Source organism: Corallococcus interemptor, assembly GCF_003668875.1.
Classification (GTDB): domain Bacteria; phylum Myxococcota; class Myxococcia; order Myxococcales; family Myxococcaceae; genus Corallococcus; species Corallococcus interemptor.
The window spans coordinates 24,911-41,080 of record NZ_RAWM01000077.1; the positions used below are offsets into that span (position 1 = coordinate 24,911).

The 16,170-nt window shown below is 70.0% G+C and carries 12 protein-coding genes; all 12 read right to left on the reverse strand.

The window, feature by feature from the left end; all coding sequences use genetic code 11:
* Window positions 1-32: 32 nt before the first annotated feature.
* A complete protein-coding gene (locus tag D7X96_RS24725; protein ID WP_120549991.1) occupies window positions 33-707 on the reverse strand; it encodes an ABC transporter ATP-binding protein in 675 nt (224 codons plus the stop codon).
* Window positions 708-709: 2 nt separating this feature from the next.
* Window positions 710-3,076, reverse strand: coding sequence for an FtsX-like permease family protein (locus tag D7X96_RS24730; protein WP_121770869.1), 2,367 nt, complete (start codon window positions 3,074-3,076; stop codon window positions 710-712).
* A gap of 12 nt (window positions 3,077-3,088) precedes the next feature.
* Complete coding sequence (lysS, locus tag D7X96_RS24735; protein ID WP_121770870.1) at window positions 3,089-4,648, reverse strand: lysine--tRNA ligase; 1,560 nt, start codon at window positions 4,646-4,648, stop codon at window positions 3,089-3,091.
* A 72-nt stretch (window positions 4,649-4,720) separates the two neighbouring features.
* The gene (locus D7X96_RS24740; protein WP_120549988.1) at window positions 4,721-5,101 is read right to left on the reverse strand and encodes an anti-sigma factor family protein; all 381 of its coding nucleotides are present in this window, start codon (window positions 5,099-5,101) and stop codon (window positions 4,721-4,723) included.
* Complete coding sequence (locus D7X96_RS24745) at window positions 5,098-5,730, reverse strand: RNA polymerase sigma factor (protein ID WP_120549987.1); 633 nt, start codon at window positions 5,728-5,730, stop codon at window positions 5,098-5,100. The genes D7X96_RS24740 and D7X96_RS24745 overlap by 4 nt, the downstream gene beginning before the upstream one ends.
* A 157-nt stretch (window positions 5,731-5,887) precedes the next feature.
* A protein-coding gene (gene prfB / locus D7X96_RS24750) for a peptide chain release factor 2 (RefSeq protein WP_233609624.1) occupies window positions 5,888-7,010 on the reverse strand; the annotation gives its coding sequence in 2 pieces (ribosomal slippage) (window positions 5,888-6,940 and window positions 6,942-7,010; 1,122 coding nt in all).
* 50 nt (window positions 7,011-7,060) lie between these two features.
* On the reverse strand, window positions 7,061-8,383 hold the full coding sequence (locus D7X96_RS24755) for an Lnb N-terminal periplasmic domain-containing protein (RefSeq protein WP_121770871.1): 1,323 nt from the start codon (window positions 8,381-8,383) through the stop codon (window positions 7,061-7,063).
* A gap of 51 nt (window positions 8,384-8,434) precedes the next feature.
* On the reverse strand, window positions 8,435-9,316 hold the full coding sequence (ybeY, locus tag D7X96_RS24760; protein ID WP_199746871.1) for an rRNA maturation RNase YbeY: 882 nt from the start codon (window positions 9,314-9,316) through the stop codon (window positions 8,435-8,437).
* Window positions 9,313-11,826, reverse strand: coding sequence for an HD family phosphohydrolase (locus D7X96_RS24765; RefSeq protein ID WP_121770872.1), 2,514 nt, complete (start codon window positions 11,824-11,826; stop codon window positions 9,313-9,315). The genes ybeY and D7X96_RS24765 overlap by 4 nt, the downstream gene beginning before the upstream one ends.
* A gap of 215 nt (window positions 11,827-12,041) precedes the next feature.
* Window positions 12,042-13,079, reverse strand: coding sequence for a PhoH family protein (locus D7X96_RS24770; RefSeq protein WP_121770873.1), 1,038 nt, complete (start codon window positions 13,077-13,079; stop codon window positions 12,042-12,044).
* Between the two features lie 96 nt (window positions 13,080-13,175).
* A complete protein-coding gene (locus D7X96_RS24775) occupies window positions 13,176-14,291 on the reverse strand; it encodes a DUF4388 domain-containing protein (protein ID WP_121770874.1) in 1,116 nt (371 codons plus the stop codon).
* 3 nt (window positions 14,292-14,294) lie between these two features.
* On the reverse strand, window positions 14,295-16,170 hold a 1,876-nt coding region (locus D7X96_RS41540; protein WP_147468389.1), incomplete at its 5' end, for a tetratricopeptide repeat protein.

Sequence of the window (16,170 nt, forward strand, 5' to 3'; positions counted from 1 at the left end):
GGAGGCCCCCTCAATCCAAAAGCGAGTGGCCATCAGGCCTCCGACACCTGCCCGCCGGCGAGTCTCAGACGGCGGGGCATGGAGCGAGCAAGCGTCTCGTTGTGCGTGACGACGACGGCGGTGATGCCCAGGTCCCGGTTGACGTCCCGGAGCAGCTGGTGGATGCCCTCGCCCGTCGTGGGGTCCAGGTTGCCGGTGGGCTCGTCCGCGAGCAGCACCGCGGGCTTGAGCACCAGCGCGCGCGCCAGGGCGACGCGCTGGGCCTCGCCTCCGGACAGCTCCCCGGGGCGGTGATCCACGCGGCTGCCCAGGCCGACGCGCTCCAGGAGCTCCCGGGCGTACGCGTAGGACGGGGCCCGGTCCCGGCGCTGGATGAGCGCGGGCATGGCCACGTTCTCCAGCGCGGTGAACTCCGGCAGCAGGTAGTGGCTCTGGAAGACGAAGCCGATGGTGCGGTTGCGGAACTCGGCGATCTCCGCGTCGTTCATGGAGAAGACGGACCTGCCGTCGAAGAGGACTTCACCGGCGGCGGGGGCGTCCAGCGTGCCCAGCACGTGCAGGAAGGTGCTCTTGCCCGCGCCGGACGCGCCAATCAGGGAGACGAGCTCGCCGGCGTTGATGTCCAGCGACACGTCGCGCAGCACGTCAATGCGCTTGCCGTGCAGGAAGTAGCTCTTGAAGACGTTGCGGATGGACAACAGCGCCATGGCTACTCCGCCTTCAGACCTTCCACCGGTTCCACGCTGCTCGCCTTGAGGGCCGGGTAGATGGACGCCAGGTAGGTGACGAGCACCGCGATGACCACCGCCAGCGCCGTCTGCACCGGTTCGATGCGCACCGGCAGCGCGGGGATGTAATAGACCTCGGGATCCAGCTTGATGCCGACCTTCTCGATGAAGAGGCACCACGCGAGGCCGGAGAACAGGCCCAGCACGCCGCCGGCCACGCCAATCTGGAGCCCTTCGGCGAGGAAGATCTTCACGATGCCGCCATCCGGGACGCCCAGCGCCTTGAGGACGGAGATCTCCTTGCGCTTCTCCAGCACCAGCATGATGACCGTGGCGACGATGAGGCCCGCGGCGACGATGATGATGATGGACAGGATGATGCCCATCACCAGCTTCTCCAGGCGCAGCGCGGAGAAGAGGTTCTTGTTCATCTCACCCCAGTCGCGCGCGCGGTAGGGGTAGCCGCCCAGCACGCGCACCACCTGGTTGGCGATGCGGCGCGCGTCGTCGATGTCCGCCACCTTCAATTCGATGCCGGTGGCGCCCTTCACCGCGAAGAAGTCCTGCGCTTCCTTGAGCAGGATGTAGACGAACTTGGAGTCGTACTCGTACATGCCCGAGTAGAAGACGCCCGCCACCCGGAACGCGCGGCTCTTGGGGATGGGCCCGGACGGCCCCAGCTCCGTGCCCAGCGGGGACACGACGTTCACCCGGTCCCCCACCACCACGCGCAGGGACGCGGCCAGCTCCCGGCCGATGATGATGCCCGGCAGCACCGTGGGCTTCGCGGGCTTGGAGGGCTTGCCGATGATGGGGTCCTCCTCTTCCGCGTCCTTCTTGTCCCCGTCCTCCACCGCGCTGCTGGGGAGGATCTTCGCGGGCTGCTCCAGGTGGCCCAGGTCGCCGCCGGGCAGGATATTCTGGGGCAGGTCCGTCACCGAGCCGACCGTCTTCGGGTCGATGCCCTTGATGATGACGCCGTCGACGTTGCCCTCGGAGGCGATCATCACCTGGTTGATGATGAAGGGCGTCTGGCCCACCACGCCGGGCACGCGCTTCACCTGCGTCATCACCTTGTCGTAGTCCGGCAGGTCCCCGGCGTAGCGCGACACCACCGCGTGCGCGTTGGTGCCCAGGATCTTCTGCTGGAGGTCGGCCTCGAAGCCGCTCATCACGCTGAGCACGATGATGAGCGCCATCACGCCCACGCCCACGCCGCCCACGGACAGGGCGGTCATCATCATGGTGGGGGACTGCTCGTGCAGCTTCATCCGGTGCTGCGCGGACGCGGCGGCCAGCGGATCCGCCAGGCCCAGCGACTTCACGCGCGTGCGCTCCACGGCGGCCTCCGCCCCGCGGATGATGAAGTAGACGATGAGCGGCGGGATGATGCCGAACATCAGCACCGCCAGCGCGCCCAGCAGCAGCGACGGGCGGAACACCGCCACGTGCCGGCGCGCGACGAAGAGCTCGAAGCCCAGCCGCAGGTCCACCCGGCCGCTGCCCGCCGCGATGAAGCCCGTGTTGATGCCCAAAACGAGCGCCAGCACCAGCGCGGCGAACACGAGCCAGTACGCCAGCTCCGGCCGGCCGATGAGCCCCGCGACGTACGTCACCTCGCGCAGCCGGTAGCCCAGGGCGAGCTGGAGCGACGGCACGCGCTCCATCAGCGACAGGAGGATGGGCACCGGCAGGCCCAGGTAGAACACGCCGATGGTGGCTTCCGGGAACGACAGCCGCTGCGCCCGGGACGCGCCCACGAAGCCGGACGCGAACGCCACGCCCATGCTGATGATGAACGCGATGGCGAAGGCGATGGTGGGCGGCAGGGACAGGCCCCCGGACGACTCGCGCGCGGCGCCGCCCAGGTCCGACGGCACGCCGCTGGAGAGGACGGTCTGGAGCAGCAGCAGCGCCAGCTCCGCCAGGAGGATGCCGCCGCCGTAGGCCCCCAGGGTGCTCCAGTAGAAGTCCCGGTAGCGCGCCAGGCGCGGGTACAGCGGCGCACCGGCGGCGGGGCTGGGCCCCTCACCGGAGGCCGGCGCGCGGCGGATGCCGGCGGCGATGAGGCCCCAGCCGGCCAGCCAGACGAGCGTCCCGCCGATGAGCGCCTTGGGCCCGGCCACGGCGGAGGCCGTCTGGGCGCCCAGGGCGAGCGCCCCGGCGTCGAAGGACTGGACGAGCCCGCCCCACCCCACGAAGGAGAGGCCCAGGGCGCCGGCCACCTCGGCCCACGCCTCGGACTCGGAGATGGCCACCCCCAGGAGGATGGCTCCCACGAGGGCCACGAGGGCGCCGGCCCACAGGAGGGGCCAGCGATAGTCGGTCTGCCGTTCGGCGGGGTGCACGAGGCCTCGTGGCTACTTCGCCAGCGGCTTGAGGAGGGGGAAGAGAATCACGTCACGAATGCTGGCGGCGTCCGTGAACAACATGGCGACGCGATCAATCCCGATGCCCTCACCGGCCGTGGGCGGCATGCCGTGTTCGAGGGCGCGGATGTAGTCCTCGTCGTAGTCCATGGTCTCCTGCTGGCCCCGCTGCTTCGCGTCCAGCTGGGCCTGGAAGCGGCCCTTCTGGTCCAGGGGGTCGTTCAGCTCGGAGAAGGCGTTGGCGATTTCCCGGCCCGCGACGAAGAGCTCGAACCGGTCCGTGATTTCCGGGTTCTGGTCGTTGCGGCGGGCGAGCGGGGAGACGGCGGTGGGATACTGGGTGATGAAGGTGGGATGGATGAGCGTGTGCTCGACGTGGGCCTCGAAGAGGGCGCCCACCAGCTCGCCGTGGTTCATGGCGTCCACGGCGCGGCGCTCCACCTCCGAGTGCACCGTCTTGAGCAGCTCGTGACGCAGGCGGTCCGCGTCCACCATGTCCTTGTCGGACAGGCCGGGGACGGCTTCCCGGATGGCCTCCGTCATGGGGATGCGCTTCCAGCCCTTGCCGAAGTCGATGGTGTGCTCGCCGTACTTCACCTTGGAGTCGCCGGTGACGTGGCGGGAGGCCTCCGAGAGCATCTCCTCCGTGAGGTCCATCAGGTCCTCGTACGTGGCGTACGCCTGATAGAACTCCAGCATCGTGAACTCCGGGTTGTGCCGGGTGCTGATGCCCTCGTTGCGGAAGTTGCGGTTGATTTCGTAGACGCGCTCCATGCCGCCCACCACGAGCCGCTTCAGATAGAGCTCGGGCGCGATGCGCATGTAGAGGTCGATGTCGTACGTGTTGTGGTGCGTGATGAAGGGCCGCGCCGCCGCGCCCGTCACCAGCGGGTGCATCATCGGGGTCTCGACCTCGACGAAGTCGCGCCCGTCGAGGAAGCTCCGGATGAACTTCACCAGCTTGCTGCGCTTGAGGAAGACCTGCTTCACGTCCGGGTTGGAGACCAGGTCCAGGTAGCGCTGGCGGTAGCGGACCTCCACGTCCGTCAGGCCGTGCCACTTCTCCGGCATGGGGCGCAGGGACTTGGTGAGGGGCACGAACTTCGTGGCCGCGATGGACAGCTCGCCCGTCTTGCTCTTGAAGACGGTGCCCTGCGCCGCGACGAAGTCACCCAGGTCGCACTGCTTGAAGACCTCATAGAGGTCCCCCAGCACGTCCTTCTTCACGTGCACCTGGATTTCGCCGGAGCGGTCGCGCAGCTTGATGAACGCGGCCTTTCCGAACGAGCGCATGGCCACGATGCGGCCGGCGACGTCCGCCTGGGGCGCTTCCTTGTCCAGGTCCTCGGCGGTCTTCTGGCCGTGGGCGTCGTGGATCCGCTGCGCCACGTCCCGGGGGGCGTAGCCGTTGCCGAAGGGGTTGAAGCCGGCCTCGCGCCATCTGGCGGCCTTGTCCAACCGCTGCTGGTAGATCTCCTGCTCCTTGGAGCTGGAGTCCGCCGCTTCGGCGCTCTTCTCACCTGGGGGGTTCTTGTTCTCGGTGTCGGCCATGACGCGCTCGTATGAAAGGCGCGGCACCGTAGCCAAGCCTCCCCCGGTACGCAACGCATCCGGGAGGGGGCTTCAGGAAGACATCAAAAGAAACGCCCCCACGGCCGCGGCCAGGAGCAGCGGGATGAGGACCTCCACCGGGAAGCGGTGGTTGGCATGGGCCAGGTGCAGGCCCTTCAGGCCGAAGCGGCGCTGGCGGCGCACGCGGGCGGCCACGAGCGACGCGAGCGCGGGCGGGGCCTTCTCCCGCTCCACCGAGCGCACGCGCTCCACGGTGCGTGCGTAGCGGTCCCACCCCTGGCGGCACTCCTCGCAGCCGTCCAGGTGGCTGCGCACCGCCTGCTCCTGGGGGGCCGGCAGCTGTTCGTCCGCGAGCGCCAGGAACAGCGCCTTCGCCTCGCGGTGATCCAATCGGGGTTGCACGTCCATTGACCTCCACCCGCCGCCGCTCATGGTTCGAAGCGCCCCAGCAGGTCCGCCAGCTTCTCGCGTGCCCGGTGGAGCCGGCTCTTCACGGTCCCCTCGGGCAGCTCGGTGATGTCCACAATCTCGTCGTAGCTCAGGCCCTCGATGTCTCGCAGCGCCACCAGCATGCGCGCATCGGGGTCCAGTTGGGAAATGGCCCGCTGCACCCGGGCCCGCTCACGCGCCGCGTCCAGGGCGGCGTCCGGCTGGACGGGGGCGCCACCGCCTTGCGCGATGGCGGCGGCGCTCACCTCGTCGTAGGCCTCCGAGCGGCCCCGCCCCCGGCGCTGGAGGTACTTCAGCCGGTTGAGGCAGTGGTTCTTGGAGATGCGGAACAGCCACGTGGACAGGCGCGCGTCCTCGCGGAAGCGCCGCACGTGCTGGTGCACGCTGACGAAGATCTCCTGCACCAGGTCGTGGGCCTCCTCGCGGTCGCCCAGCATGCGGAAGCAGAAGTCGTAGAGGCGGTCCTGGTGCTCCAGCACCAGGGACTCGAAGGCCTCCGGGTCGCCGCGACGCAGCCGGACGAGCAGCGCCTGCTCCTCGCGGCGCGCGGCGGATGCGGCCTCGGCGGCCAGGGCCTGCTGTCCGACGTCGAGCACTCCGCCCGGTGACACCCGCGCCTCCCGTGTAGGGCCTTGTTCCATCCTACCGCGCACCACCCTGCCCCGCCCCCTGACACCGGCCCTGGGAAAAAGGTTCCCGGGCATGAAAAACCCCTCCCGGACCGCGAGGGGCCCGGGAGGGGTGGGAGGCGGTTTCCGTCCGGGAGCGCTACTCCGCGCTGGCGTTGCGGTTGGGGTTCTTCACGCCCAAGAGCTGCGCGGTGACGAACTCGTCCAGGTCACCGTCCAGCACCTTGTCCGCGTTGCCCGTCTCCACGCCGGTGCGCAGGTCCTTGACCATGCGGTACGGCGCCAGCACGTAGCTGCGGATCTGCGAGCCGAAGGAGATGTCCTTCTTGGCCGCCTCCGCCGCGTCGCGCTCGGCCTCGCGCTTCTTCATCTCCATCTCGAACAGGCGGCCGCGAAGGATCTGGAAGGCCATCTCCTTGTTGGCCGACTGCGAGCGCTCCGTCTGGCAGGTGACGACGATGCCCGTGGGGATGTGGCGCAGCTGCGCCGTGGACGACGTCTTGTTGACCTTCTGTCCGCCCGCGCCGGTGCCGCGGATGTACTTCAGCTCGATGTCCTTCTCCGGCAGGTCGATCTGGATGCTGTCGTCGACCTCCGGGTACACGTCCACGGACGCGAACGCCGTCTGGCGGCGCGCGTTGGCGTCGAAGGGGCTGATGCGCACCAGCCGGTGCACGCCCACCTCCGCCTTGAGGTAGCCGTAGGCGTTCTCACCCTCGATGCGCAGGGAGACGTTCTTGAAGCCCGCCTCTTCGCCCGGCACCTCGTCGCTGAGTTCGACCTTCCAGCCCTTGGTCTCCGCGAAGCGCGTGTACATGCGCAGGAGCATGGCGGCCCAGTCCATGGAGTCCGTGCCGCCCGCGCCCGCGTTGATGTCCATGAAGCAGTTGCTGCGGTCCTGCGGCCCGGAGAGCATCCGCGCCAGCTCCAGCTTCGCGACCTCCGCCTCCAGCGGCGCGAGCGAGCCCTCGGCCTCCTGCGCGCTCGCCGGGTCGTTCATCTCCGCCGCCAGTTCCAGGAGCGTCTGCGCGTCGTCCAGCCCGCGCAGCGTCTTGTCGAAGGCGCCCACGCTGGCCTCCAGCGTGGCCTTCTCCTTCAAGAGGCCCTGGGCCTTGGTGTTGTCGTTCCAGAAATCGGGCTGCGCCGAGTCGCGCTCGATCAGCGCGATGCGGGACCGCTTGCGGTCGAGGTCAAAGATGCCCCCGGAGCGCGTTGAGGCGCTCCTTCAGGGCGTTGATCTTCTCCATCGAATCGTTCGCCATGGTGTTCTTCGTCTCCTTCGTATCGAAACAGGTGGGGATGCCAGGGTGTTTCAGGAGGCCTTGAGCGAGGTCACCTGGGCATCCTGACGGGGCGGCGTGCGCGCCGTTCCTGGCACGAGCGCCCGCAGCCGGTCCAGCCAGAAGGCACCGGCCATGCCCAGGGAGATGGGCAGGATGAGCGCGATGGCGCGCCAGTTGTCCTGGTCACACCAGGGCAGGACCTTCACCACCAGCCCCAGCGCGCCCGTCACCGCGAGCAGGCCCCACACCCACTTGAGCCGCGCGCGCGCCTTCGCGCTGCCCCAGGTGAGGCGCAGGCCGTACGGCACGGCCATGAGCGTCAGCGGGTTCGCGAGGAAGAGGTTCTCATTGTGGTGGGTGACGACGTGGTTCGTGCCCACCCACATCACCACGAGCGCCAGCCCCGGGATGCCCAGCACCAGGCCCACCACCATGTTCTCCACGCCCAGGAGGATGCGCGCCGCGCGGCTGCCCTTCTTCTCCCACGCGGCCAGACCCAGCGCGCTGGCGCCCAGGAGCACGCCCAGGGCGAGGAAGTACGGGCCGAAGGCGGGGGGCTGCGCGGGAGGCCTCGGACGCGAGGGCGACGCGTAGTAGTCCCACTGCTTCTCCACCAGCGACACCGGCTGCCCGTCCGGGCCCGGCACCTTCAGCTCCGCCACCTGCTGCTCCAGCTCGTCCGGGAGGAAGGCTTCTTCCTTGCGGGTGATGGGCTTGTCGATGGAGTCATTCATCATGAAGTCGAGCAGGAAGCTCACGGGCGGGCTCACGGCCGTGTAGCGCCGCGTGTGCTCGCGCAGCGTCATGCGGGCCGGGGCCTTCTCCGCCTCCGCCAGCCGGCCGCCGACGGCCACGTCGATCATGTCGCGCAGCCGCGTCACGCAGTTGTCGCTGTAGTGCTCGTAGAGATAGTCGCGGTTCTCCGGCAGCACGTTGTCCGCCAGCTTCTTCGCCACCGTCACGCGCTGCTCGGGCGTGAGGTTGAGCTCCTGCACGCGCACGTCACGATTGAGCGACTTGTAGAAGCGGAAGGTGCCGTTGACGCTCGACTCACCGACCCAGAACTCCAGGCGGCCCTTGGCGAAGCGCACCACCGTCTGGTCGTCGAACGAGTACATCCCGTAGTTGTAGAGCCGCTGCAGGTGCTTCGCGCGGTCCTCCACCACCAGCGAGCCGTGGCCCCACCACGAGAAGACGTCGTCACCGGGGCTGAAGGTCACCAGCCAGATGGACAGGTCCTCGCCCCGGCTCTCGCCCGTGCCCCACGGCGGCACCGACGCGGCGCGCGCGGAGGACGCGCTCAGCAGGAGACCCAACAGGCTTGCGACGATGAGAGACGACAGGCGGGGCATCGTTCCATCCAACACGAGACACGGGGGGCCGCAAGCCCCCCGGCGGGGATTTCAGATGAGCTTCGCGCGGCGGGCGCGCGAGTCGATGGTCAGCGAGTCCGCCACCATGCCCCGCTCGCCCAACAGCTGCTCCTCCAGGGCCGCCATGCGCTTCGCGTCGCGAGGCTTCTCATGGTCATGTCCCAGCAGGTGCAACAGGCCGTGCGCGAGGTAGCGGCCCATCTCCGACTCCAGCGTGCGGCCGTACTCCTTCGCCTGCCGCTTCGCCGTGTCCAGGGAGATGACCACATCGCCCAGCGGGCGGGGGCCCGGGGTGCCCTTGGGCTGGTCCCCCGCGGGGAAGGACAGCACGTCCGTGGCCTTGTCCTTCTGGCGCCAGGTGCGGTTGAGCCGGCGGATGGCCCGGTCCCCCACGAGCGACAGGGACAGCTCGCAGCCGGTGAGGCCCAGGCGCTTGAGGTAGTCGCGGGCCCAGGTGGTGAGCAGGCGCTCGTAGTCCCCTGCCTGCCCGTGCGCCACCTGCACCGTCACCTGGTTGTCCGCGGCCTTCGGCTTCGCTTCCGGCTTTTCGATGTGGGCCAGCTCCACGCGGAAGGCCGGCGCGCAGATGGACCAGTAGTCACACGCGCCCTGGCTGTCGTTGCGGTACACCACGCGCTTGCCGCGCGGGACGAGGCCCACCTCGCCCGCGCCAATGCGCTCGCGCTTGCCGTCCACCACGAGGGTGAGCTCGCCGGTGAGCACCAGCACGACCTCGTCGAACTCCGGCGTCTGCGCGGGCTCGCTCCAGCCCGGCGGCGCCCGCATGCGCGCCACGGACGCGGACTCCGTCTGCGTGCTGGCCACGCCGACGAACTCCTCGATGCGCTTGCCGTCGTCGCGCGGAATCACCCTGCCCTTGCGCAGCTTCACGCCCTCCACCTTGCGGCTCATGACATGCCCGCCGTTCGCACCTTGGTGTCCTTCGTGTCGGATTTCGCGGGCGCGGGCGCCATCATCAGCGGCGCGCCCCCGGCCTTGCCCCCGCCCATCGCGCCCGCCGGGTAGACGGGACGCGTGTGGTAGATGCCCTCCAGCGTGTGCAGGAAGGACTGGGCGATGAGGTTCAGGTCCTTGAGCGTCAGGTCGCACTCGTCGAGCTGGCCCTCGGAGAAGATGATGTTGATGATCTTCTGCACCTGGGCCTGGAGCTTCTGGCTGGTGGGGTCCGGCATGGAGCGCGTGGAGGCCTCCACCGCGTCGGCGATCATCACCAGGGCCGCCTCGCGGAACTGCGGCTTGGGCCCCGGGTAGCGGTAGATGCTCTCGTCGATGGGGGGCGCGCCTTCCTTGCCCTCCTGCTCCTTCAGGGCCTTGTGGAAGAAGAAGCCCACCGTGCGCGTGCCGTGGTGCTGGGGAATCGCGTCCGCCACCAGCTTGGGCAGGCGGTACTGCCGCGCCATCTCCAGGCCTTCCGTCACGTGGCGCTTGATGATGACCGCGCTCATCGCGGGCGCCAGGCCATCATGCCGGTTCTCCCCCTTCTGGTTCTCCCCGAAGTAGAGCGGGTTCCGGCCCTTTCCGATGTCGTGGTAGTACGCGCACGAGCGCGCCAGGAGCGGGTTCGCGCCGATGGTCTCCGCCGCGTTCTCCACCAGCGTGCCGATGATGATGGAGTGGTGGTACGTGCCGGGCGCCTGGACGATGAGCTCCTTGAGCGCCGGGTGGTTCAGGTTCGCCAGCTCCAACAGCTTGATGTCCGACGCGTAGCCGAACGTGGCCTCGATGAGCGGCGTCAGCGCCATCACCATCACCGGGACGGCCAGCGCGGTGCCGAAGAACGCGCACACCGCCGTGATGAGGGTGTCCCCGGCCAGGCCCTTGCCCTCCACGAGGAACAGGAAGAGCACCGCGATGAGGTTGGCGACGCCGGTGACGAGGCCCGCGCGGAAGATGCCCACGCGGTCCTTCGCCTTGACGATGCGGTCCGCCGCCACCAGCGAGCCCACCAGCGTGTAGATGCCGAACGCCAGCGAGTTGCCCAGCATCACGCCCGCCAGGCACGCGAACACCATGGCGAAGAACAGCGCCAGCTCCTGCGTCAGGATGAAGCGCACCAGCATGGCGCCCGCCGCCACCGGGAAGGCGTAATAGAAGGCTTCAATGGGCAGCGCCGTGTAGCGGTCCTGCACCGCGTCCGCGATGGACACCCAGACCTGGAGCAGGCCCAGCAGGCCCACGAGCAGCAGCCCCAGGAGCATGCCGTCCTTGCGCGTGGGGCGGAAGCGGCGGAAGGCCGCGCGGCAGAAGCCGTAGAAGGCCACCACCAGCAGGGCGACCAGGCCCGTGCCGCCCACCTGGAGCTGGAGCAGGTCCAGCCGGTCCGTCTGCGCGCGCATCCCGCGCAGCATCACCAGGTGCGTTTCGTTGACGAGCTCGCCGTCGCCGATGACGCGCTGGCCCTTCTTGATGGCGATGACGGCGTCCTTCACCGCGTCGCCCGCGAGCCGGCGGCGCAGGTCCGTCTCCGCGATGTTGATGGTCAGGCTGGGGCGCACCAGCCGCTTGGCGATGCGAAGCACCGCGCGGCGCTGCACCGCCGGGGCGTCCGGCAGCACGTTGCCGGGCACGGAGGCGAAGCGGTCCATCTCCTGGTGCGCCTCGCGCATGTCCACCACCTGGGAGGCACCCGCGGCCAGCATCTCTTCATTCTTGTGCTGCACGTCGCGCACGGTGAGGCCCTGGGGCGCCTCCCGCACCAGCTCCTCGCGCGAGCCGGCCACGTACACCGGGCCTCCGTCCGCGCGGTAGGCCCGGTCCAGCAGCACCAGCGTGGCGGTCTCCGCCTCCTCCGAGAAGCCGTTGGCGATGATGGCCTGGAAGTCCTCGGGCTCGAACCCCGCGTCGCGCTGGCCGAAGAGCTGCTCCTGGAACTGGGCCTGCATCTCCTCGCGGTCGCGGCGCTGGCGCTCCAGGGCCTCCGGCGTGAGGGGCGTGGGCTTGCGGCGCTTGGACTGGCCCTCCTCGGGAGGGGTCTCCTCGGCGCGGGCCTCCTTCTCCTCTTCCAGGTGCGCGCGCGCTCCGGCGAAGGCGGCGCGCACGGATGCGCGCAGGTTGCCCACCACCGCCGGGTTGAGGTCGTACACCGGGCGCACGGCGCTCCGGGCCTCGCGGCGGCGCTGCTCCGTCATTGCCTGGTGGACGATGTCGTAGTCGCGCGCGGCCTTGAAGCCGGCGGGCGAGTTGGCCCGGAAGGGCTTGCCCAGGGCCTCCGCGGTGAGCGCCGGAATCTGCTGGCTGTAGAGGCCCGGGGAGATGACGAAGCCCGCGCCTACCGAAACCACGAGCAGCAGGAGGGCCTGCACGACGCGCCGGCCCCAGTCCCCACGCCGCCCAAGCCCCAGGCGGGCCGCGAGCGCGTCCAGCGGGCTGGGCCCGGGGGTTGGTGATTCAGGATCGGCCATGGGGGAACTCCTCACCCTGCGAAGACGTCAAGGCTCCCTACAAGGAAGCAGTGACGGGGAAAATTCGTGAGGGTGGGACAGCCGCCGCCCGGACGCCAGTTCGCTCTGCGAAAAATGCGGGTAAGCCAACAGGCAGCGGTGTGGGTCACCCAACGACTCCACCCCCGCCCCGGCGCAGGCCTGGGAGCGGGGGTGGCGGGTACCGCGGCACGACGTCAGGACTCCGAGCCTTCCGTGGCCGGGGGCGCCTTCTGGGCGGCCTCCGAGCGCTCGTAGGCGCGGATGACCTCCTGCACCAGCGGGTGGCGAACGACGTCCACGTCGGAGAACTCCGAGAAGTGGATGCCTTCGATGTTCCGCAGCACGGAGCGCGCGTGGTTCAGGCCGGACAGCTTGCCCGTGGGCAGGTCCACCTGGGTCACGTCACCCGTGATGACCGCCTTGCTGTTGTAGCCCAGGCGGGTGAGGAACATCTTCATCTGCTCCACGGTGGTGTTCTGCGCCTCGTCGAGGATGACGAAGGCGTCGTTGAGGGTGCGGCCGCGCATGAACGCGAGCGGCGCCACCTCCACCACCCCCTGCTCCACCAGCGTCTGGGCGCGCTCCACGGCCATCATGTCGTGCAGTGCGTCGTAGAGCGGGCGCAGGTACGGGTTCACCTTCTCCGCCAGGTCGCCGGGCAGGAAGCCGAGCTTCTCACCGGCCTCCACGGCGGGGCGCGCCAGGATGATGCGCTTGACCTTGCGCTCCTGGAGGAAGGCGACCGCCATGGCCATGGCGAGGTACGTCTTGCCGGTGCCGGCGGGGCCCACGCCGAAGACGATGTCGTGGGCGCGGATGGCGTCCACGTAGCGCTTCTGCGCGATGCTCTTGGGGGCGATCTGCCGGTTGCCGGAGCTCTTGAGGACGGTGCCGAGCATGACCTCCTGCAGCGACTCCGAGCCGCGGCCCAGGACCTTGATGGCCTGCTCCACGTCCTCGCGGTAGACGGTGCGGCCGGCGCGGATCATCTCCTCGAGGTTCTCCACGAGGCGCACCGCGAAGGCGACCGCGTCCGCGGGCCCCGACAGGAGCAGCTCCGTACCGCGCTGCCCCACCCGGACCCCCAGGCGACGCTCCATCAACTTCAGGTTTTCGTTCTGGTTTCCGCAAAGGGCCAGGGTCGTCTCGTTGTCACGGACGTCCACCTTCGCGGAGGTGGGGGTGGTTTCAGCGCGAGTGGCGGGCACTTCCAGCGTGGCGGGATTTCGCAATGCGCGTCGTTCCTCGTTCAGTGATCGCTCGCCCTCAATTTAACGTCGCCCCTCCCCCCACGCCCGCCATCTCTCGACGGCGAGCCTGCCCGCGGGCTAGCGCACGGGCGGTAGGAGGATGAACTGCCGGGCGGCCGTGCGGCGGTAATAGTACTCCTCCCGCCACGGGTAGCGCAGTTCCTCCGGACGTAACAATCCGGCATCCACCAAAGCATCCAGCCGCTCCGGGAGGGTCCCCTTCTCCAGCTGGAACACCTCCAGCGCGGCCTCGATGCGGACGCGCTGCGCGTGGGCAATCTGACGCTGGGCGGCGGGATCCCCCAAACGGGAGGCCCCCGACTCCTGCCCCTGCCCCCCGACCCAGCGGGACGCGACGAAGGCCAGCCCCGCGATGACGGCCATGGTCACCGCGATGCGGCCCACCGGGCCCGCCACCCGGGCGACCAGGCGGGTGTCCTCCGGAACGGGCGCGCGGCCCTCCGAGTCGATGGCGCGCACGTAGTCGCCCTTGACCAGGTTGTAGAGCGCCTTGCAGGTCTCGAACTCGCCCAGGCCGCAGAGGTCCACCATGCGGCGCAGGTCGCGCCCCACGGCGATCTCCTCATAGACGTGGCGCTCCGACGGCCCGATGACGCCCAGCTCTCCGCCCTCGTCGTTGACGCGGGGCGGCGGGAGCGCCTTGACGCGCTCGAAGGTCATGTCGTCGCGGTGGATGCGCTTCCGGATGACGGGCCACTCGTCCACCATCCGGAAGCCCTCCATGAGCACCGTCTCCGCGCGCAGCGGGATGATGCCGTCGGGGCCGGGCTCCACGGGCTCCTGGATGAACTCATAGGTGCCCGCCTTCCAGGTGAAGAGGCGGTAGAGCGTCTCCGTCACCTGGAGCTGGGCCATCTGCTGGAAGCGCTCCGCGGTGAGGGCGTGACTCTGCACCAGCACGTCACCCAGGCGCTTGAGGGTGCGCTTCTGGACCTCCAGCGCGGCCTCCAGCTGCGTCTCCGTGATGATCTCGGCGCGCACCAGCATGGCGCCGATGAGTTCCTTGCGCTTCCGGGTGAGGCTTTCGGCCTTGATGATGTGGCCGTCCTGGAAGCCGATGCGCACCTCCTGGTCCTTGTTGCGCAGGTGGAGCGTGCCGGTCTTCTGCTGCTGGCCAATCAGCTGCAGGATGTCACCGATGCCGAAGTCCTTGAGGGTGCCCTTGAGGGCCATGGCTCAGGCCTCCCCCCGCTGATGGCGGCGCAGGCCGCGCAGGGTCAGCAGGTAGACGAAGAAGAGCACCGTGCCCGCGGGCACGAGCTTGAGGTACAGCGGCGCGTCCCCGTACGGCGTGCGGACGAGCCCCCGGTGCAGCACCAGCGCGGCCACGGCGAAGCTGAACACGAAGGCATACAGGGCGCCCCGCACCGGCAGGCCCGAGCCCACGTGGCCCGCGCCGGACACCAGGCTCCCCAGCGCGTACGTCACCCGCTTCGTCCAGGCCTGGTGGCGCTCCACCTCGCCCTGCTTGCGCGAGCGGAACTCCTTGGGCACCTGGCTCTTGCGCGCGTAGACGTGCACGCACTGGCCGCACATCGCGCTGCTCACGGGCAGGTCCTTGTCACAGCGGTGGCAGACGGCGTTGCCGCACCGCTCACAGCCGCGCGACGCCTTCATGCGAAAGGCCGCTTCCCCCAGGCCCGCGATGAGCGCCGCGAGCCCGGCGGCCAGGCCCCAACCCACCGGGCCCGCAGGCAGGACGGGCGACATCCAGCGGCTCACCTGGGACTGCACGCGGGCGCCCTCCAGGGTGCCGTCCGCCAGGTCCATCCAGTCGCGCTCCGGCACCGTGGGCGCCAGGAGCAGGCGGTTGAGCAGGGGGCGGTCCTCCGGAGGCGGTTCGCGGCGCAGGAGCGAGTTGTCCAGGGCCTGCGCCTGGGCGATGGCGGACGTGGAGCGGTCCAGCTCCTTGCCCAGCTGATCATCCGGCAAGAGCCGCGCCCGGCGCCGGTACACCTGGCCCAGGTTGTAGTGCGGCGCCGCCATGGACGGATCCGCCTTGGACGCCTGCGTGTAGAGGAGCACCGCGCCGTCCACGTCGCCCAGGCCCATGAGCGCGTTGCCAAAGCGCGTGAGCATCCGCGCGTCGCCTTCCTTCAACCCGGAGGCGGCCTTGAAGTCCGCGCGCGCCTCCTCCAGGAGGCCCCGGCGTGCCTCGTACCAGGCGAGCGCCCCCAGCTCCTGGAAGCGCGCGGTGCGTGCCTCCGCCCGGGCGCGCACGCGGGCCGCCGCGCCCTCCGCGGACAGGCCCCCGCGCTCCAGCAGGTAGACGTCCTCCGCGGGCGTGCCGGCGAAGACGGTGAAGCGCGCCAGCGTCCCCGCGGCGAGCGGCATCACGCCCAGGCCCATGAGCAGCACCGCGGCCACCCAGCGCTCGGCGCGGCCCACGTACAGCGCCACCGAGGCGAAGAGCAGGAGCAGCACCGGCAACAGGCCCGCGCCCAGCACCACGGGCAGCGACAGGAGCAGCAGCCCCAGCAGGCCCGACTGCCAGCGCGTCACCGCCCGGGGGAACAGGTGGTGGAAGTCATGCAGCGCGTAGCGGATCCGCCGCAGGAAGAGCACCGCGACCACCGCCACCGCCGTGGCCGCCCACGCGGCGAACACCAGCGCGCCCAGGTCCGTGAGCGCGGGCCGGCGGTATCTCGCGTCCGTCGCCAGCGTGACGAGCGCGGCCTTCCACTCGCCCAGGCCGCGCGGCACGTTCAGCGGATCCTCCACCACGTAGGTCTCCGCGCGGGCGAAGCGCGCGGCGGGCAGCCCCGGCGACAGGGCCACGGCCACGTCCAGCAGCGCGATGGCGCCGGTCAGGTCTCCGGCGCGGCGGCGGACCGCGGCCTCGCGCACGAAGCCCATGCTCAGGGGCTCCAGGTCGGAGGCGAGCACCTCCTCGCGCAGCGTGAGCAGCTCCTTCTGGGCGGCCTCCGCCGCGGGCAGGTCGTTGCGCGAGCGGGCCGCCTTCCACTTCTCCCAGACGGCCAGCAGCTCCGCGTCCGTCACCTTCGGCGCCATCACCGGGGTGACGGCGGGGCGGGACGGGACGACGACGGGG